At 47.0% G+C, this 18,200-nt stretch carries 10 protein-coding genes, 2 tRNA genes, 3 rRNA genes, 1 pseudogene and 1 riboswitch; of the genes and pseudogenes, 5 read left to right on the top strand and 11 right to left on the bottom strand.

Going from position 1 to position 18,200, the window contains the following annotated elements:
- Positions 1-47: 47 nt before the first annotated feature.
- Positions 48-1,481: an OmpP1/FadL family transporter gene (locus H4O27_RS00390; RefSeq protein WP_503826618.1), complete on the bottom strand. Its 1,434-nt coding sequence runs from the start codon at positions 1,479-1,481 to the stop codon at positions 48-50.
- A 198-nt stretch (positions 1,482-1,679) separates the two neighbouring features.
- Positions 1,680-3,152, bottom strand: coding sequence for a pyruvate kinase (gene pyk, locus H4O27_RS00385; RefSeq protein ID WP_165010498.1), 1,473 nt, complete (start codon positions 3,150-3,152; stop codon positions 1,680-1,682).
- Between the two features lie 297 nt (positions 3,153-3,449).
- Between pyk and H4O27_RS00380 the strand changes: the two genes are divergently transcribed.
- Complete coding sequence (locus tag H4O27_RS00380) at positions 3,450-3,965, top strand: hypothetical protein (protein ID WP_165010496.1); 516 nt, start codon at positions 3,450-3,452, stop codon at positions 3,963-3,965.
- Between the two features lie 244 nt (positions 3,966-4,209).
- A pseudogene (locus H4O27_RS00375) lies at positions 4,210-5,114 on the top strand (transposase); the annotation flags it as partial.
- 268 nt (positions 5,115-5,382) lie between these two features.
- On the opposite strand, the gene H4O27_RS00370 reads toward H4O27_RS00375, so the two are convergent.
- The 6 genes from H4O27_RS00370 to H4O27_RS00345 all read right to left on the bottom strand — a co-directional run bounded on the left by H4O27_RS00370 (position 5,383) and on the right by H4O27_RS00345 (position 11,246).
- Positions 5,383-5,670, bottom strand: a complete 288-nt coding sequence (locus tag H4O27_RS00370; protein WP_165008812.1) for a ComEA family DNA-binding protein — start codon at positions 5,668-5,670, stop codon at positions 5,383-5,385.
- Positions 5,671-5,863: 193 nt separating this feature from the next.
- Positions 5,864-5,977, bottom strand: a 5S ribosomal RNA gene (rrf, locus tag H4O27_RS00365).
- Between the two features lie 120 nt (positions 5,978-6,097).
- A 23S ribosomal RNA gene (locus tag H4O27_RS00360) occupies positions 6,098-8,985 on the bottom strand.
- Between the two features lie 424 nt (positions 8,986-9,409).
- A tRNA-Ala gene (locus H4O27_RS00355) sits at positions 9,410-9,485 on the bottom strand.
- An 11-nt stretch (positions 9,486-9,496) separates the two neighbouring features.
- Positions 9,497-9,573 (bottom strand) — tRNA-Ile (locus tag H4O27_RS00350).
- A gap of 132 nt (positions 9,574-9,705) precedes the next feature.
- A 16S ribosomal RNA gene (locus H4O27_RS00345) occupies positions 9,706-11,246 on the bottom strand.
- The 16S, 23S and 5S rRNA genes sit together here with 2 tRNA genes alongside, the layout of an rRNA operon.
- 566 nt (positions 11,247-11,812) lie before the next feature.
- Here H4O27_RS00345 and thrB point away from each other — a divergent pair.
- On the top strand, positions 11,813-12,733 hold the full coding sequence (gene thrB, locus H4O27_RS00340; RefSeq protein ID WP_165010479.1) for a homoserine kinase: 921 nt from the start codon (positions 11,813-11,815) through the stop codon (positions 12,731-12,733).
- A 130-nt stretch (positions 12,734-12,863) separates the two neighbouring features.
- On the opposite strand, the gene H4O27_RS00335 is transcribed toward thrB, so the two are convergent.
- The 3 genes from H4O27_RS00335 to H4O27_RS00325 all read right to left on the bottom strand — a co-directional run bounded on the left by H4O27_RS00335 (position 12,864) and on the right by H4O27_RS00325 (position 16,273).
- Positions 12,864-14,051, bottom strand: a complete 1,188-nt coding sequence (locus H4O27_RS00335) for an HlyD family secretion protein (protein ID WP_165010477.1) — start codon at positions 14,049-14,051, stop codon at positions 12,864-12,866.
- A gap of 283 nt (positions 14,052-14,334) precedes the next feature.
- Positions 14,335-15,735 carry an efflux transporter outer membrane subunit gene (locus H4O27_RS00330; RefSeq protein WP_165010475.1) on the bottom strand — a complete coding sequence of 467 codons (1,401 nt, stop codon included), beginning with the start codon at positions 15,733-15,735 and terminating at the stop codon, positions 14,335-14,337.
- A 43-nt stretch (positions 15,736-15,778) separates the two neighbouring features.
- Positions 15,779-16,273, bottom strand: coding sequence for a MarR family transcriptional regulator (locus H4O27_RS00325; protein WP_165010473.1), 495 nt, complete (start codon positions 16,271-16,273; stop codon positions 15,779-15,781).
- Between the two features lie 403 nt (positions 16,274-16,676).
- Positions 16,677-16,721: riboswitch (PreQ1 riboswitch) on the top strand.
- Positions 16,722-16,726: 5 nt separating this feature from the next.
- Between H4O27_RS00325 and queF the strand changes: the two genes are divergently transcribed.
- Both queF and H4O27_RS00315 read left to right on the top strand, forming a co-directional pair.
- Entirely contained in the window at positions 16,727-17,200 is a 474-nt protein-coding gene (gene queF, locus H4O27_RS00320; RefSeq protein ID WP_165010471.1) for a preQ(1) synthase, read from the top strand.
- Between the two features lie 283 nt (positions 17,201-17,483).
- A complete protein-coding gene (locus H4O27_RS00315; protein WP_165010469.1) occupies positions 17,484-18,167 on the top strand; it encodes a 7-cyano-7-deazaguanine/7-aminomethyl-7-deazaguanine transporter in 684 nt (227 codons plus the stop codon).
- Positions 18,168-18,200: the final 33 nt, after the last annotated feature.

The raw sequence follows: 18,200 nt of genomic DNA, 5'->3' as shown, positions 1-18,200 counted from the left end.
TTCAGACGGCCTATTTATGTCGTCAGCAAAGTTGGGCTTATCCAATCTTAGCGGAATTTATAGCTGTATTGCACACCCAGAATATTGGCGTAGTTATTGAATTTTGCCGTTGCCGCGCCTTTGCTGTCCACATTGTCGCCGGTAGAGGCTGCCGCATTAAAGCCGGTGTCGTTAATGTGGATATGACTGTAGGCCACGTCAAAGATATGTTTTTTTCGGTATTGGTATTTGGCACCCACCGAATACCAAATACGGTTGCCGTCTGGCAAGGTATTCAAACGGCTTTCGGCACCACGCACCGGACTTTGGTCAAAGGCGATACCGGCACGCAGTTGCAAAGGTTCGCTGTATTGGTATGAGCTGCCGATGGCCACTTTGTAAGTATTGCGCCAGTTAGGTGTGATGATGGTACGGTCGGATTTTTTGCCGCCACCGATGTTTTTCACATTTTCAAAAACCAATTCGGCTTTATTGAAACGGCTATGACGTGTCCAAGTAACATCGCCAAACAGGTTCAACTTATCGGTGGCTTTATACATACCGTGCACCGACAAAGATTCCGGCGTCACGATTTTAACCGAGGCTTTTTCGTGCGGCACATAACCGTTACCGCCTTCTGCAACGGTTTTGCCAATCAAGGTCGGATACGCGGCCTGCACCATGGCGCCATCAGCCCGCCAATCAGCCGTGCCTTCCAGCTTGTGTTCTACTTTCGAGCGATAATTCACACCGACACGGGCACGGTCACTCACATCCCACAGCCATGCCAATTGGTAACCAAAACCCCAGTCTTTGCCTTTCATTTCAGCATGGCCGTCTGCTTGGCCGGAGGCATCCACGCTTACCTGTTTGCCCGCACGCCGGCTGGCTTGATAGCTGGCCAACCCGCTCACTGCACCACTGGCATCCCAGTCGGCATATTTACGCAATTCAGCAGTTGAATATTGGGCAATCGCGCCGACACCAATCGAATGTTGCGGATCGAATTGATACGCCACTACCGGCTCAACAGCGATGGTGGTCAAGCCCAATTGGTTTAAATGATGGCGCAATACCGAATCTTTGCTGTATTCGGTTGACGAACCAAACGGTACATACATGCCCACGCCGACGGTAACATCATCATTCACTTTATAGGCACCGTAAACATGCGGGGCAATCACGATATCATCGGTAATTTTGCCGCCGGTTTCACCGTTAACCTTACCGCCACGGCGGTAAGTCGCCTCGGCATCGCTGTATTTGATGTGTGGCGCTACGGCATTGACGGCAGCGGTAATTTCGTGGTTTTCCAGCTTAGTCAAACCGGCCGGATTGTAGAAAATGATGGACGCATCAGCAGCTTCGGCAGCGGCGGCATTAGCTGTGCTTTGGGCAGTCACAGATTGGGTACCGAAATGATAGCCAGAAGCTTGGGCGGCGGTGGTAACAAACGCCAGGGCCACGCCCAAGCCGGTTTTTTTCAAAGACTTTTCCATAATGAGTATCGTATCGTAAAACATAAAAAAGGCCGCCTGAAACGACCGTGTACTGAAATTAGTGTAGCTGCTCGATTTTATAATAGTTTGTGCACGGATAACAGTTTTTTCTACTTTTTGTCCATCTGTCGGTTACATTGTGCTACTTTTATGCAAAATACAAAAAAAGCAGGCTGAAACAGCCTGCTTTCGAGCATAAATTTATTTCACTTGCAACACTTCCAACATATTGGTCGAACCGGATTCACGCATTTTCGAACCACTGGTGATGATGTATTGATCACCGGATTTCAAAATATTGTGTTCGATTAAGGTAGCCTCCACTTCGTTCAGGGCAGTGTTATGGTCTGTGCTGGTTGCCAAAATCATCGGGCGCACACCACGGTACATAGCCATGCGGCGTTGCGCCGAAATGCTTGGAGTCAAAGCGAAAATCGGCAATTGGATATTGTGGCGGCTGATTTCAAAAGCAGTCGAACCGCTTTCGGTCAAGGCCACAATCGCTTTGGCATGCACGGCACGTGCCACACTGACCGCGCCGGCGGCAATCGCCAAGTTGGTGCTAACCGCTTCTTTTTCTTCAATCGCTTCAGAAACGCCGTTCAACGAATCTTGCTCTTTTTCAGCAGCGGCACAGATGATCGCCATTTGGGTAACGGTTTCAAACGGATACGCACCCACTGCTGTTTCCGCAGAGCACATTACAGCATCAGTGCCATCCAATACGGCATTGGCCACATCGCTCACTTCGGCGCGAGTTGGTACCGGATTGGTGATCATGCTTTCCATCATTTGGGTCGCGGTAATGCTGAAACGGCGCAGCTCACGCGCACGGCGAATCATGCGTTTTTGCAGCGCAGGCACAGCCGCATGACCGACTTCTACGGCCAAATCACCACGCGCCACCATAATGCCGTCTGACGCAAGGATAATTTCATCCAAGTTTTCAATTGCTTCTACGCGCTCGATTTTCGATACCAACCCCGGGCGCACGGCATTACTGCCCTGCATTTCTTCTTCCACTTTGGCACGGGCAAGATGTAAATCTTCAGCCGATTTGACAAAACTGATGGCTAAATAATCGCAACCGATGGCAATGGCGGTTTTCAAATCACGGAAATCTTTTTCGGTTAACGCACCGGCCGACAAGCCGCCTCCTGGTTTATTGATGCCTTTGTTGCTTTTCAAAACATGACTATTGACTACTGTTGTAATAATTTTACTTCCTTCAACCGAATCGACAGTCAACGTCAACAAGCCATCGTCCAACCACAATACATCACCCGGCTTCACATCATTCGGTAAATCACGGTAATCCAAGCCTACCGCTTCACGAGTGCCTTCTTCTTCCAGCGCTGCATCCAAAACCAGTTTTTCACCCTGATTCAACTGAATACTGCCGCCGGCAATTTTACCTACACGGATTTTAGGGCCTTGCAAATCGGCCAAAATTGCAATTTCTTGTCCGGAACGCTTGGCTGCCTCACGCACAATGCGCGCATTTTCCCGATGAAATTCCGCAGTGCCGTGGCTGAAATTAAAACGAACGACATTCAAGCCACCCACACGAATCATGTCTTCAAGCAATTGAACATCATTACTACCGGGGCCCAATGTAGCCACAATTTTGGTATTGTGGCTGATACGGGTTAAATCACGTTTTACGGTATCCATTGACATCCTTTCTGGTAAGCATACTGTTATTAATAAACAAATTGTACCCTGAAATTCTTTTATTTTGGTATAAAATTACAGAATTTGTGATTCAAACCAAACTTTTAGCAATCTTTTTTCTGTCTTGCCATGATAAAGTAAAATTTGCAGGCTGTTGCACAGCATACTTTTGTTAAATAGCACATAAACCATTATAGTTTGTCGCTTAATACATATTTTTTACATGGACAAATAGCCAAATTTATACTGAATAATGTATTATATTTTTGTCATTTATACATTCATTTTTCATCAATAATGAACCGCTTACTTACCTCTCTTCCGATTTGGATCAGTTTGGCAGATATGATTTACGGCCTCGGTTTAAACATTTCCCAAAGCATGAATCGCCAATCCAGCCAAGCGCAAACCGATACTGTAACACCCGATATTGCCTTCAGCAGCCTGCAGGTTGTCTCCAACGGCGGGATGATTCTCATCACCGGCTTTGGTTTGATCGTTCTACTGCAACTTAACCGGACCGTATTGCAAAAAAAAATTTTGCCTATCGGCATTTTCAGAACATTAGGCCTAATTGCCGTATTGGCATTTAGCCTACCATCGCTATGGGAATGGATGTGGGCAATCACATCGCTTTTATCCGGCAATAATGTATTCAATTTTAACAATATTCGCTATTTAATCAGTGCATTATGTTTACCAGCTATTGCTTTGCTTTGTTTATATCGCTTATTTGGTTGGTATCGCTTACACAAAGTTTTACCTGCCCTTCAAACCCACCATGAAACACAAAAGCCTAAAAAATCAGTATAAATAATACTTGTTCATAAAAATAATCATTGTCTTTTTGTATTGTTAAAATTGTGCGATAGCAATGACGATAAAGTTATCTATCAATATATCCTTTACCTGGAAACCTATTTTAATATGAGTGATTCAACTATTTTTGTTTAAATAAACCTTTCAGCTCTCAAACAGAAGGCCGTCTGAATCTCTAACAATCAGACGGCCTACCTCTTACATGTTGAAACCTTTACAACCCCTAAAAACCGTCTAAATTCCCCTAAGCAGCTTTTTCCAACAAACCGCCCAAACCATCATTGCCATCAAGGGCGTCAACCGTTTCCCGCTGCCCAAAATCAACCAGGCCATCGATTGGCAACCCATCCATACCTGTCTCCGACAACAAAAAAACCGCCGCATTCCCAACCACCGCGGCCGTCCTGCCTATTCCTGCCCTACATGTTCAAAACAGTCCTGATCGGCCAATGGCACAGCCTCTCCGACTCCAAACTCGAACACAACTTGATTACCCGTATCGACTCCAACCTCTTTGCAGCTTCGACGAACCGGGTATTCCCGACCACAGCACACTCTGCCGCTGCCGCAACCGGTTAATGCAAGACCAAACTTTGCCTTATCCGTCTGAACCGATTAACCGGCAGTTCACCGACAAAGGCTTAAAAGTAGAAAAGCCGCCGTTATCGACGCCGCCATCATCCCCCCCCCGGCAAAGACAAAGACGCCCGTCGGATAAAAAAGACGGCAAATTCAAACCAGCTGTAAACAACATACCCGTACCGGCCAAAAAGGCTGTACCGGCCAACTGCCTGTTAGCCCCGCCAACGAACACGAGTGCCGCCACTTCGACGGCACAGCTGAATACACCGCCGTATATGCCGGCAAAGGCTGCGACAGCAAAGCCAATCGGGAATGCTTAAACACAAAAAGCTTTCGGACGGCATCATGCGTAAAGCCCGCCGTGGCCGCCTCTTAACAAACGAAGACAAACAACGCAACCGATACTTAAATACCTGTTATGCGGCGGAACAGGGTTTCGGTACATTGCACCGCAAGTTCCGCTGCCATAGGGCAACATATTTCGGCTTACGGAAAGCGAATGCGCAAAGTCATTTGAAAGCGGTATGTTTGAATTTGCCCAAAGCGGCAAACAAACTCAGCCCATTGCGCCTACCGCCTGAAAAGGGGAGCACCCGGGAAATCGGGTGCTTGGGTGGCAGGATTCGGGGGGAATTTAGGGAAATATGTGTGTTTGCTATAGATGTCCATTAAGCCAAAAAAGATCATTAAGATAATTCATTGTGCACGACTTATCTTATTCTTTAACTAAAAATTAACTTGCCGAACCCCCAAACAGAAGGCCGCCCGAATCCCTAACAATCAGACGGCCTACCTCTTACATGCTATGTTACCTGCTGCACTGCCCCTACTACTTTTTAACCACAGGCTGGGCAGCCTTCTTGGCAGGGGCGGCAACCGACGCTTCATTCTTCAATTTCGCAAAAATCCCTTCCCCAATGCCTTTGACGTTTTTCAGTTCGTCCAAAGTCTTAAAGCTGCCATGCTGTTTGCGGTATTCCACAATGGCTTTGGCTTTGGCCGGGCCTACACCCGGCAGTGCCGTCAGTTCGCTTTCGGAAGCGGTGTTGATGTTGACTGCTGCTGCAGAGACGGAAGCGACCAAAGTGGTCAGTGCGCAGAAGATGATTTTTTTCATCGGATTCATACGTTTTCTCCTGAACGTGTTGATAATACCGTAGATTATATTTACCCAATATTAATAATGCAAATTTTCTCTGCCGATTATTTCATGACTGTTTCATCATGACCACGCTTTTATTCAATTACCGCTGCTTTTAACGTATGACGTAAAGAAGCCTCCGACAGGAGTCGGAGGCTTCGGAATGGGTGTTTGGCAGTGACCTACTTTCACATGGAAGAACCACACTATCATCGGCGCTGAGTCGTTTCACGGTCCTGTTCGGGATGGGAAGGCGTGGGACCAACTCGCTATGGCCGCCAAACTTAAACTGTACAAATTGTTAAGCCGTTATGCAGTTTCCTGCAGTTATTTATTGTTTAACCAACTTTTGGTGATGACTGAATCATCAGTAAGCTTTTATCTTTGAAGTCCTTCAAATGATAGAGTCAAGCCTCACGAGCAATTAGTATGGGTTAGCTTCATGCGTTACCGCACTTCCACACCCCACCTATCAACGTCCTGGTCTCGAACGACTCTTTAGGAGGATTAAATCCTCAGGGAAGTCTCATCTTCAGGCGAGTTTCGCGCTTAGATGCTTTCAGCGCTTATCTCTTCCGAACTTAGCTACCCGGCGATGCGACTGGCGTCACAACCGGTACACCAGAGGTTCGTCCACTCCGGTCCTCTCGTACTAGGAGCAGCCCCCGTCAAACTTCCAACGCCCACTGCAGATAGGGACCAAACTGTCTCACGACGTTTTAAACCCAGCTCACGTACCACTTTAAATGGCGAACAGCCATACCCTTGGGACCGACTACAGCCCCAGGATGTGATGAGCCGACATCGAGGTGCCAAACTCCGCCGTCGATATGAACTCTTGGGCGGAATCAGCCTGTTATCCCCGGAGTACCTTTTATCCGTTGAGCGATGGCCCTTCCATACAGAACCACCGGATCACTATGTCCTGCTTTCGCACCTGCTCGACTTGTCGGTCTCGCAGTTAAGCTACCTTTTGCCATTGCACTATCAGTCCGATTTCCGACCGGACCTAGGTAACCTTCGAACTCCTCCGTTACTCTTTGGGAGGAGACCGCCCCAGTCAAACTGCCTACCATGCACGGTCCCCGATCCGGATGACGGACCTGGGTTAGAACCTCAAAGACACCAGGGTGGTATTTCAAGGACGGCTCCACAGAGACTGGCGTCTCTGCTTCTAAGCCTCCCACCTATCCTACACAAGTGACTTCAAAGTCCAATGCAAAGCTACAGTAAAGGTTCACGGGGTCTTTCCGTCTAGCAGCGGGTAGATTGCATCTTCACAACCACTTCAACTTCGCTGAGTCTCGGGAGGAGACAGTGTGGCCATCGTTACGCCATTCGTGCGGGTCGGAACTTACCCGACAAGGAATTTCGCTACCTTAGGACCGTTATAGTTACGGCCGCCGTTTACTGGGGCTTCGATCCGATGCTCTCACATCTTCAATTAACCTTCCAGCACCGGGCAGGCGTCACACCCTATACGTCCACTTTCGTGTTAGCAGAGTGCTGTGTTTTTAATAAACAGTCGCAGCCACCTATTCTCTGCGACCCTCCAATGCTTACAGAGCAAGTCTTTCACATCGAAGGGCATACCTTCTCCCGAAGTTACGGTATCAATTTGCCGAGTTCCTTCTCCCGAGTTCTCTCAAGCGCCTTAGAATTCTCATCCTGCCCACCTGTGTCGGTTTGCGGTACGGTTCCGATTCAACTGAAGCTTAGTGGCTTTTCCTGGAAGCGTGGTATCGGTTACTTCGTGTCCGTAGACACTCGTCATCACTTCTCGGTGTTATGAAGACCCGGATTTGCCTAAGTCTTCCACCTACCGGCTTAAACAAACTATTCCAACAGTTTGCTAACCTAACCTTCTCCGTCCCCACATCGCATTGAATCAAAGTACAGGAATATTAACCTGTTTCCCATCGACTACGCATTTCTGCCTCGCCTTAGGGGCCGACTCACCCTACGCCGATGAACGTTGCGTAGGAAACCTTGGGCTTTCGGCGAGCGGGCTTTTCACCCGCTTTATCGCTACTCATGTCAACATTCGCACTTCTGATACCTCCAGCACACTTTACAATGCACCTTCTTCGGCCTACAGAACGCTCCCCTACCATACCTTACGGTATCCGCAGCTTCGGTTATAGATTTGAGCCCCGTTACATCTTCCGCGCAGGACGACTCGACCAGTGAGCTATTACGCTTTCTTTAAATGATGGCTGCTTCTAAGCCAACATCCTGGCTGTCTGGGCCTTCCCACTTCGTTTACCACTTAATCTATCATTTGGGACCTTAGCTGGCGGTCTGGGTTGTTTCCCTCTTGACAACGGACGTTAGCACCCGCTGTCTGTCTCCCGAGGAGCAACTTGATGGTATTCTTAGTTTGCCATGGGTTGGTAAGTTGCAATAACCCCCTAGCCATAACAGTGCTTTACCCCCATCAGTCTCATACTCGAGGCACTACCTAAATAGTTTTCGGGGAGAACCAGCTATCTCCGAGTTTGTTTAGCCTTTCACCCCTATCCACAGCTCATCCCCGCATTTTGCAACATGCGTGGGTTCGGACCTCCAGTGCGTGTTACCGCACCTTCATCCTGGCCATGGATAGATCACTCGGTTTCGGGTCTACACCCAGCAACTAGTCGCCCTATTAAGACTCGGTTTCCCTACGCCTCCCCTATCCGGTTAAGCTCGCTACTGAATGTAAGTCGTTGACCCATTATACAAAAGGTACGCAGTCACGGAACAAGTCCGCTCCCACTGTTTGTATGCATCAGGTTTCAGGTTCTGTTTCACTCCCCTCCCGGGGTTCTTTTCGCCTTTCCCTCACGGTACTGGTTCACTATCGGTCGATGATGAGTATTTAGCCTTGGAGGATGGTCCCCCCATATTCAGACAGGATTTCTCGTGTCCCGCCCTACTTGTCGTACGCTTAGTACCATTGATGAAATTTCGAATACGGGACTATCACCCACTATGGTCAAGCTTCCCAGCTTGTTCTTCTATCTCAACAATTATTACGTACAGGCTCCTCCGCGTTCGCTCGCCACTACTTGCGGAATCTCGGTTGATTTCTTTTCCTCCGGGTACTTAGATGGTTCAGTTCTCCGGGTTCGCTTCTCTAAGTCTATGTATTCAACTTAGGATACTGCACTGAATGCAGTGGGTTTCCCCATTCGGATATCGCGGGATCAAAGCTTTATTGCCAGCTCCCCCACGCTTTTCGCAGGCTTACACGTCCTTCGTCGCCTATCATCGCCAAGGCATCCACCTGATGCACTTATTCACTTGACTCTATCATTTCAAGAACCTCTTTGACTTCGCTTTGTTCCCGTTGACTAGGTAACTTGGCTTAAGGTGTTTACTTTGATAAAGCTTACTGCTTTGTTGTGTGTCGCTCCTGCCTTTTGTGTTTCAGGAGCAACTCGATACAATCATCACCCAAATACTGCGGTTTACTTCTTGGTAACGATTAGCCGTTTGCAACTGGCCAATCGTTAAAGTAAACCGACATTGTCTTTGTTTGTTGATTTCGGCTTTCCAATTTGTTAAAGATCGATGCTTTTCAATATTGCTATTGACTTCGCAAATCAAAATGAGCTGGCCATTATATCAGCCTTCTTCTTGCAGTCAAGCTTTTTCAGTCATTAAACAAAAAATCAGCGCTATGCGCTTTTTTATTTAAATTCTGCCAACTGACTTTGATTTGGAAAGTATTTGGTGGAGGCAAACGGGATCGAACCGATGACCCCCTGCTTGCAAAGCAGGTGCTCTACCAACTGAGCTATGCCCCCAGTATGAGTTGTGGTGGGTCTGGGAGGACTTGAACCTCCGACCCCACGCTTATCAAGCGTGTGCTCTAACCAGCTGAGCTACAAACCCAAGGTCGTTATTTTGAAACCGTTTCACCAAACCAGGCCTTATTGCCGATCCGTTACTTTGTTTTCTCAATATCTTCTGCATCTTCTACAGTTTACCGATAAGTGTGAATGCGAGAAGCCTCTTCTTCTCTAGAAAGGAGGTGATCCAGCCGCAGGTTCCCCTACGGCTACCTTGTTACGACTTCACCCCAGTCATGAAGCATACCGTGGTAAGCGGCCTCCTTGCGGTTAGCCTACCTACTTCTGGTATCCCCCACTCCCATGGTGTGACGGGCGGTGTGTACAAGACCCGGGAACGTATTCACCGCAGTATGCTGACCTGCGATTACTAGCGATTCCGACTTCATGCACTCGAGTTGCAGAGTGCAATCCGGACTACGATCGGTTTTGTGAGATTGGCTCCGCCTCGCGGCTTGGCTACCCTCTGTACCGACCATTGTATGACGTGTGAAGCCCTGGTCATAAGGGCCATGAGGACTTGACGTCATCCCCACCTTCCTCCGGCTTGTCACCGGCAGTCTCATTAGAGTGCCCAACTTAATGATGGCAACTAATGACAAGGGTTGCGCTCGTTGCGGGACTTAACCCAACATCTCACGACACGAGCTGACGACAGCCATGCAGCACCTGTGTTACGGTTCCCGAAGGCACTCCTCCGTCTCTGAAGGATTCCGTACATGTCAAGACCAGGTAAGGTTCTTCGCGTTGCATCGAATTAATCCACATCATCCACCGCTTGTGCGGGTCCCCGTCAATTCCTTTGAGTTTTAATCTTGCGACCGTACTCCCCAGGCGGTCAATTTCACGCGTTAGCTACGCTACTAAGCAATCAAGTTGCCCAACAGCTAATTGACATCGTTTAGGGCGTGGACTACCAGGGTATCTAATCCTGTTTGCTACCCACGCTTTCGAGCATGAACGTCAGTGTTATCCCAGGGGGCTGCCTTCGCCATCGGTATTCCTCCACATCTCTACGCATTTCACTGCTACACGTGGAATTCTACCCCCCTCTGACACACTCTAGTCAGCCAGTTCAAAACGCAGTTCCCAGGTTGAGCCCGGGGATTTCACATCTTGCTTAACTAACCGTCTGCGCTCGCTTTACGCCCAGTAATTCCGATTAACGCTCGCACCCTACGTATTACCGCGGCTGCTGGCACGTAGTTAGCCGGTGCTTATTCTTCAGGTACCGTCATAAGTTTATGGTATTAACACAAACCTTTTCTTCCCTGACAAAAGTCCTTTACAACCCGAAGGCCTTCTTCAGACACGCGGCATGGCTGGATCAGGCTTGCGCCCATTGTCCAAAATTCCCCACTGCTGCCTCCCGTAGGAGTCTGGGCCGTGTCTCAGTCCCAGTGTGGCGGATCATCCTCTCAGACCCGCTACTGATCGTCGCCTTGGTAGGCCTTTACCCCACCAACTAGCTAATCAGATATTGGCCGCTCGAATAACGCAAGGCCCGAAGGTCCCCTGCTTTCCTCCTCAGAGCGTATGCGGTATTAGCTAATCTTTCGATTAGTTATCCCCCATTACTCGGTACGTTCCAATATGTTACTCACCCGTTCGCCACTCGCCACCCAAGAAGCAAGCTTCTCTGTGCTGCCGTCCGACTTGCATGTGTAAAGCATGCCGCCAGCGTTCAATCTGAGCCAGGATCAAACTCTTATGTTTAATCTCTAACTTTTTAACTTCTGGTCTGCTTCAAAGAAACTGACAAGTCAATGTTTTAAACATTTGTCTTGTCTGTCTTTTTCAACAGTGTGAGGCTTGTCGCACTCACACTTATCGGTAATCTGTTTGTTAAAGAGCAAAAACCGAATTATATAACACCTAAACTGCTTGTCAACTCTTTTTTTTCAAAATCTATCGAAAATCCAAATCAACCGTGCTATAATTGTCAGTTCGGTTCTTCACCGCCGAAGCAGCGAAGAACCGAACTATACTCCTCGCCCCGATACCCGTCAACCCATACCCTCAATAAATTTTAACCCAAACCGCCAACCACCTGTTTTACAACCGGATTTAGTTCCAAACAAATGACATAAACCTTCAAAACCTTAAATCCCAATCCCCAACCTCGTCCTTGCAACAAAGGCCGAGACCTTTGTCTGGTCTTTTTGCGACATATTTATATCAGAAGCCACAGGTTTCAGACGGCCTTGATACTTTTATATATAGGGAATTTTTTGGTATGATTCACGCTACTTTTATCTTTTTTATCTATCAGGCTTTTGATTATGTCGGTCTATACGAGTGTTTCAGATGATGAGATGCGTGCGTTTCTCACTCAATATGATTTAGGCGACTTTGTTTCTTTACAAGGTATCGCACAAGGGATTACTAATAGTAATTACTTTTTAAACACTACAACCGGACGATATGTATTAACCGTGTTTGAAGTGCTGAAACAAGAAGAATTGCCTTTTTTCCTGCAATTGAATTTACATTTGAGTAACAATGGCGTTGCCTGTCCGGCGCCAATTATTCGTAAAGACGGCAAATTAGACTCTACTTTAGTTGGCAAACCGGCCTGCTTAGTGACTTGTTTAAAAGGGTCTGATACCAGCTGGGCCACAGAAGCACAATGCTTTAATACTGGCGTGATGTTGGCGAAAATGCATTTAGCCGGTCAAGATTTTCCATTGACAATGGAGAATCCGCGTTACGATCGTTGGTGGCATAATGCTTGCTCCTCTCTTTTATCGGCTCTAAGTGATGAAGATGCACACTTATTGCAACAGCAAATTGCTTTTTTAGATGATAACTTAGGCTATCACCTGCCTTCCGGCATTATTCATGCAGATTTATTTAAAGACAATGTTTTGCTGGATGGAGAACATGTTGCCGGATTCATCGATTTTTATTACGCCTGCAACGGTAATTTTATGTATGACTTAGCAATTGCAGTAAACGATTGGGCGCGAACAGCCGACAATCATTTGGATAAGTGTTTGCGCGATGCATTCATTAAAGGTTACGAAAGTATCCGACCATTATCTGACGAAGAACGTGCTTATTTCCCGATTGCACAACGTGCAGGTTGCATCCGCTTCTGGGTATCCCGATTATTGGATTTCCATTTCCCACAATCCGGTGAAATGACTTTCATTAAAGACCCAAATGCTTTCCGCGATTTATTGTTGAATCTAAATACATGATTCAAAAGGCCGTCTGAATATTCAGACGGCCTTTTTATAGTTATTTTGAAGAGAGATATCCTGTAAACATAATCTATACATAATCTATCATAAAATTCAGACAGCCTTCATGTGAAAGCCGTCTGAAATGCTACTTCGCATATTTTTCAAAAATCTGTTCAATCAACGCATCCGCAGCCGCCCAATCTACAGTATCCGCTTCCGGCAAGGTAGTATTTCCCTCCGCAGTCGCCGCCATATTTTTACCCGTCCCCGGCGAAGAAATATCTACCGTCACCGTCATCGACAAGCCGACACGCAACGGATTGGCTGCCAATTCTTTCTCATCCAAACTGATTCGAACCGGCACACGCTGCACTACTTTAATCCAACTATCGGCTGAATTTTGACTAGGTTGCAATGCAAATGCGTTGCCTGTACCGGCCGACAGACCCATTACGTGGCCGTGATAGACAACTTTACCACCATACAAACCGGTCACCATCTGCACCGGCTGGCCGATTTTCATTTTACGCAGTTGTGATTCTTTAAAATTAGCATCGACCCACAAATTGTGCAAAGGCACCACCGCCATCAATGCCGCACCTTGCTGAATACGCTGCCCCACTTGAATGCTACGTTTGGCAATTTGTCCGGCCATAGGCGAACGGATTTGTGTACGCTGCAGATTTAACCACGCGTCTTTAATATGGCTGACGGCCGTCTGAACGGCCGGCTGCTGGCGTAATGGAATATTATTGCCCAGCGCCGCTTGTGCGGCCGCTTCTTGCGCTTCAACCGCTTTCAAGGCTGCCTGCGCCTGAACCACAGCCGCGCGCGCATGGCTCAATTCTTCTCCGGAAATTGCATCTGTTCCCGCCAGTGCCTCACGTCGACCTAAATCCGATTGGGCTTTAGCCAACTCGGCCTTACGCAACAAAACTTCCGCCCGCACTTGTGAATTACTTGCTGCTTGCTGCTTATTTTGACGAATCGCTTGAATCAATTCATTTTGCGCACGGTCATAAGCTAATTGAAAATCGGTGTCATCCAAGGAAACCAGCACATCGCCTTTCTTGACCACATCGGTATCATCAACCATCACTTTACGCACAGTACCATTTACTTGCGGCGTAATCTGTACCAAATGGCCGGCGACATAAGCCTCGTCTGTAGCCTCTTCCTTTTGCAATATCAAGAAATAAACCAAGGCCGCACCCAACGCCAGCACGATAAAAAACAATATAATAATCGTCATATTGCGTGTGCGATGGCTAGCGGCCTCTGAACCTTTATCCACTATGGGCAGGTTTGGCGTTTTGTCTTGCTGATAATCCATGAGTGTACTTAATCCCGATTTTAAAACGCGATTTATCTATATTTATTTTAAATAGTAAATGACTTACAACCTAACCAATACCTCATCTGAATGATGATGAATTAAGCCAAATAGATTCGACATTCTATAACTGCCTCCATACTCAATCAAGTTACTTTTCATATTTGTTATCTTTCAAATATTGATCTGAATTAGAAAGAAAAATAATACTACCCGATTGTTTTCCATAATAAAAATTCAGACGGCCTAATAAGGCCGTCTGAATAATTGAAAACTGCTAAATTTATTTACCTATTTTAAAGCCGCCGCCCAATTGCATATGCACATTACTCCAGGCCGTCAACAATTGTGCCTGTTGCTGCGCCTGATTCATTCTTAATTGAACAGCCTCATCCTGCTGTTTCAACACCGACAAACCATTTTCCAAGCCTGCTTTGACACGGCCTTGCGCGGCACGTACTGATTTATCGGAAGTTTTCAGCATTCTCTCCCATACCGGTTTTTGCGCTTGCAAATTTTGGTAATCAGCAATGGCATCGGCCGCGGCGCGCATGGCGTTTAACACTGCTTGATCATACACAGCCACCTGCTCATTGTATTGTGCGCGTTCGCCGGCCAAACGGGACTGCAAGGCACCGGAAGTGAAAATAGGCAGGTTCAGCGCCGGCACTACGCCCAGTATACCCGAAGCTTTATTCCGCACCACATTGAACGCATCAATATGGCCCAAACCGGCCAACACTTTCAATTCAATATTCGGATAAAACTCAGCTTCAGTCGATTTTACTTTATGCAAGCGCGCGCTTAACAAGGCTTTTTGCGCCGCCACATCCGGACGCGCCGCCAATAAATCGGCATGCAATTTACCCACCGGCAACACAGGCGCATTTGCCAGTTTTTCCGGCGCAGAAACAGCCAAACCCATCGGCGTTGTACCGGTTAGCGCAGCCAAGCTATGGCGCACTTTAAGCTGCTGCTGCACCAGCGTCAGCTTTTCCAATTCCAATTTTTGTTGCGCAATTTCAATCGGATAAACCGATTCAGACGGCATTAGCTTAGCATCAATCCGACGTTTGACCAATTGCAGCATTTTATTGGACAAAGTCATACGCTGCTCAATCAGCGCCTGCTGTCCAACCAACGCCTGCCAGGCAAAATATTGCGCCGCCACTGCATGCGCTAAGGCAATACGCGCTTGATGTGCTTCATATAATACAGCCTGACGCCGGCCTAAAATCGAGGCCAATTGTTCGCGGTTTTTACCCCAGAAATCAAACGCCCAACTGCCTTGCACCGCCACATTGGCCAACAACAATTGATTGTCTGTTTCACCCTGCATCGAAGACGGTTTAGGTGCCGTATACATGACAAGGCCATTACCCACCAAACCCAATTGGGTCTTATCGGCAGCACCGGTTATACCCAACTGAGCTTGAGCCTGCTCAAAACGGGCTTTTGCCATGCGCAAATCGGGCGATGTCTGAATAGCACGCGCAATCAGTGTGTTGAGTTTCTTATCCTGTAATTGCAACCACCAAGCATTTTGGCCGAGCACTGAGTTGCCCTGCGATAAAGAATGCACCGTTGGGTTCTCCAACGGTGCTTGTTTGCCAAATTGAGCACATGCGGCCAGCGTTGCCGCTGCGATGATGCACATGCCTGTTTTGGCAATTCGGAATTTCATGAACGACTCCATTATCATGTCTCGCAGCCGTCAGCGTGACACATCAACCATCCAAACGGTTTAACAGCTTGGTCAGCAGATATTGCAGCTGCACATAATCATCATTAGTGTAATCCTGCCAAGCTTCTCCGCTTTTGCTTGAAATTTGCGGCCAAACTTTCTGGATAAACAATTCGCCTTCAGCGGTCAATTTTAACACAATCTGACGACGGTCTTGCTGATTGATGTGGCGCTCCACCCAACCGCGCTCCACCATTTCATCCGACAAACGGGTTGCGCTGGTACGGGTCAAATCCATCAAATCGCTCAAACGCGACGGCAAAATTTCGCTATTCGGGCTGACATAAATCGCCATCATGGCAAACCATAAATTTTCATTAATACCGAAAACTTTCAAGCTCTCGTTCAAATGGCTGCTTAAACGCTCGGTCACAACACGCAGCAATCTTCCGGCTTGGGTTTGATGCTCGGAAAATTCAGGCAGTCGGCCTGACAACAAGCACAACGCATTAACTAATTCAACTTGTGAAAAACCCATTGTATGTTCTCTTATTCAGATGGCTAATTTGTTTTGAATAAAGCAGAATGAATAATGACATATTCATTTACCCAATATGCAGATACTTACTTTCCAACACTATATTAATTCAGCTGATTATTTTTCCGATGAAAATCTGATAATCGGTTTACCCAAATTACAAACGGGTCACATTATGCATATTGCATCTGATTAGCTGCGATAATAACCGATAATCTTATTTTAAATTCATGACTATGACACAAAACACTATCCCTCAAGAAACATAATTGCCATATAAACGCTCTGGTTTAGAAGCACAATCAGTATATTTAGTTCATTGAACGTGCCACTATTTCATCATTTTCCCCTGCCAACTTGAAGTTAAATCCCCACAGAAACAAATTTTTATATTAAAATAAACGGTTACGTGGTTCGAAAACCTCCCACATTAAAAAACTAAGGAAATCAAAAATGTCCCGTAACACCGAAGAGCTAAACGGTATTTCTCTATTGGGCAACCAACGCACCCAATACCCCACCGAATACGCTCCCAATATCTTAGAAGCATTCGACAACAAACACCCCGGAAACGATTATTTCGTCAAATTTATCTGTCCGGAATTCACCAGCCTGTGCCCGATGACCGGCCAGCCGGATTTCGCCACCATCTATATCCGCTATATTCCACATATTAAAATGGTGGAAAGCAAATCGCTGAAACTCTATTTATTTAGCTTCCGTAATCACGGTGATTTTCATGAAGACTGCGTCAATACCATCATGAAAGACCTGATTGCGCTGATGGATCCGAAATATATCGAAGTCTATGGCGATTTCACCCCGCGCGGCGGCATTGCCATTCATCCTTTTGCCAACTACGGCAAAGCCGGTACCGAGTTCGAAAGCCTGGCACGAAAACGTCTCTTCGAACACGACATGCACTAAATCCATTTTTAAAATCAAATCGTTTTTTCAGACGGCCTGGGATGTAGGAAACCCTAGCGTTGTTTACACTTTTTCTTTTTTGCCCGAAGACCCATTTGAGGATTTTCGAGTGTTGTCAAGAATGCCGAAAAACAAGGCAAAGCCGTATGGTTCTTGATAACGCTCAAAAATCCCGAAACAATCATTCAGACAAAAAATAAAAACTGTTGTGCATAAAAAGTGTGAAGAATCCGGTGATTTCCTACATCCCGGGCCGTCTGAAAGCCGTTTCCGAAAGCCATTCATGTATCAATTTACCCAAGCCCAACAGAAAAAAGCCCTGTTTTGGCTCGTTTTATTCCATATTCTCATTATCGCTTCCAGCAATTATCTGGTGCAATTTCCCTTTGAAATTTTTGGTGTGCATTCCACTTGGGGGGCACTCAGCTTTCCGTTTATCTTCTTAGCCACCGACTTGACCGTGCGTATTTTCGGCTCACATCTAGCGCGCCGGATTATTTTTCGGGTGATGTTCCCCGCTTTATTACTCTCTTATGTATTCTCCGTTTTGTTCAGCGAAGGAAGTTGGACAGACTGGGCATCGTTGGCCACATTCAACACCTTTGTCGGCCGAATCGCTCTAGCCAGTTTTGCCGCCTATGCGTTTGGCCAAATGATGGACATTTTTGTATTCAACCGCTTACGCCGTCTGAAATCATGGTGGGCCGCCCCAACCGCATCGACCATTCTCGGCAATGCATTAGATACATTGATTTTCTTCAGCGTCGCTTTCTATGCCAGCAACGATGCCTTTATGGCACAGCATTGGCCGGGCATTGCCTTTGTTGATTATTTATTCAAACTCGCCATCTGTACCCTGTTTTTCCTACCTGCTTACGGTGTGATTCTGAATTTCCTCACCAAGAAACTGACCGCCTTACAACCAAACCATGCCGATAGCTCCGCTACGCCGGTGACACCAGAATAAAGTTGGGCCGTCTGAAACTTTCAGGCGGCCTCT

The organism is Neisseria yangbaofengii (genome assembly GCF_014898075.1).
GTDB lineage: Bacteria > Pseudomonadota > Gammaproteobacteria > Burkholderiales > Neisseriaceae > Neisseria > Neisseria yangbaofengii.
Note: the sequence above shows the minus strand (reverse complement) of the source record. Positions and strands in the feature narration are given on the sequence as shown.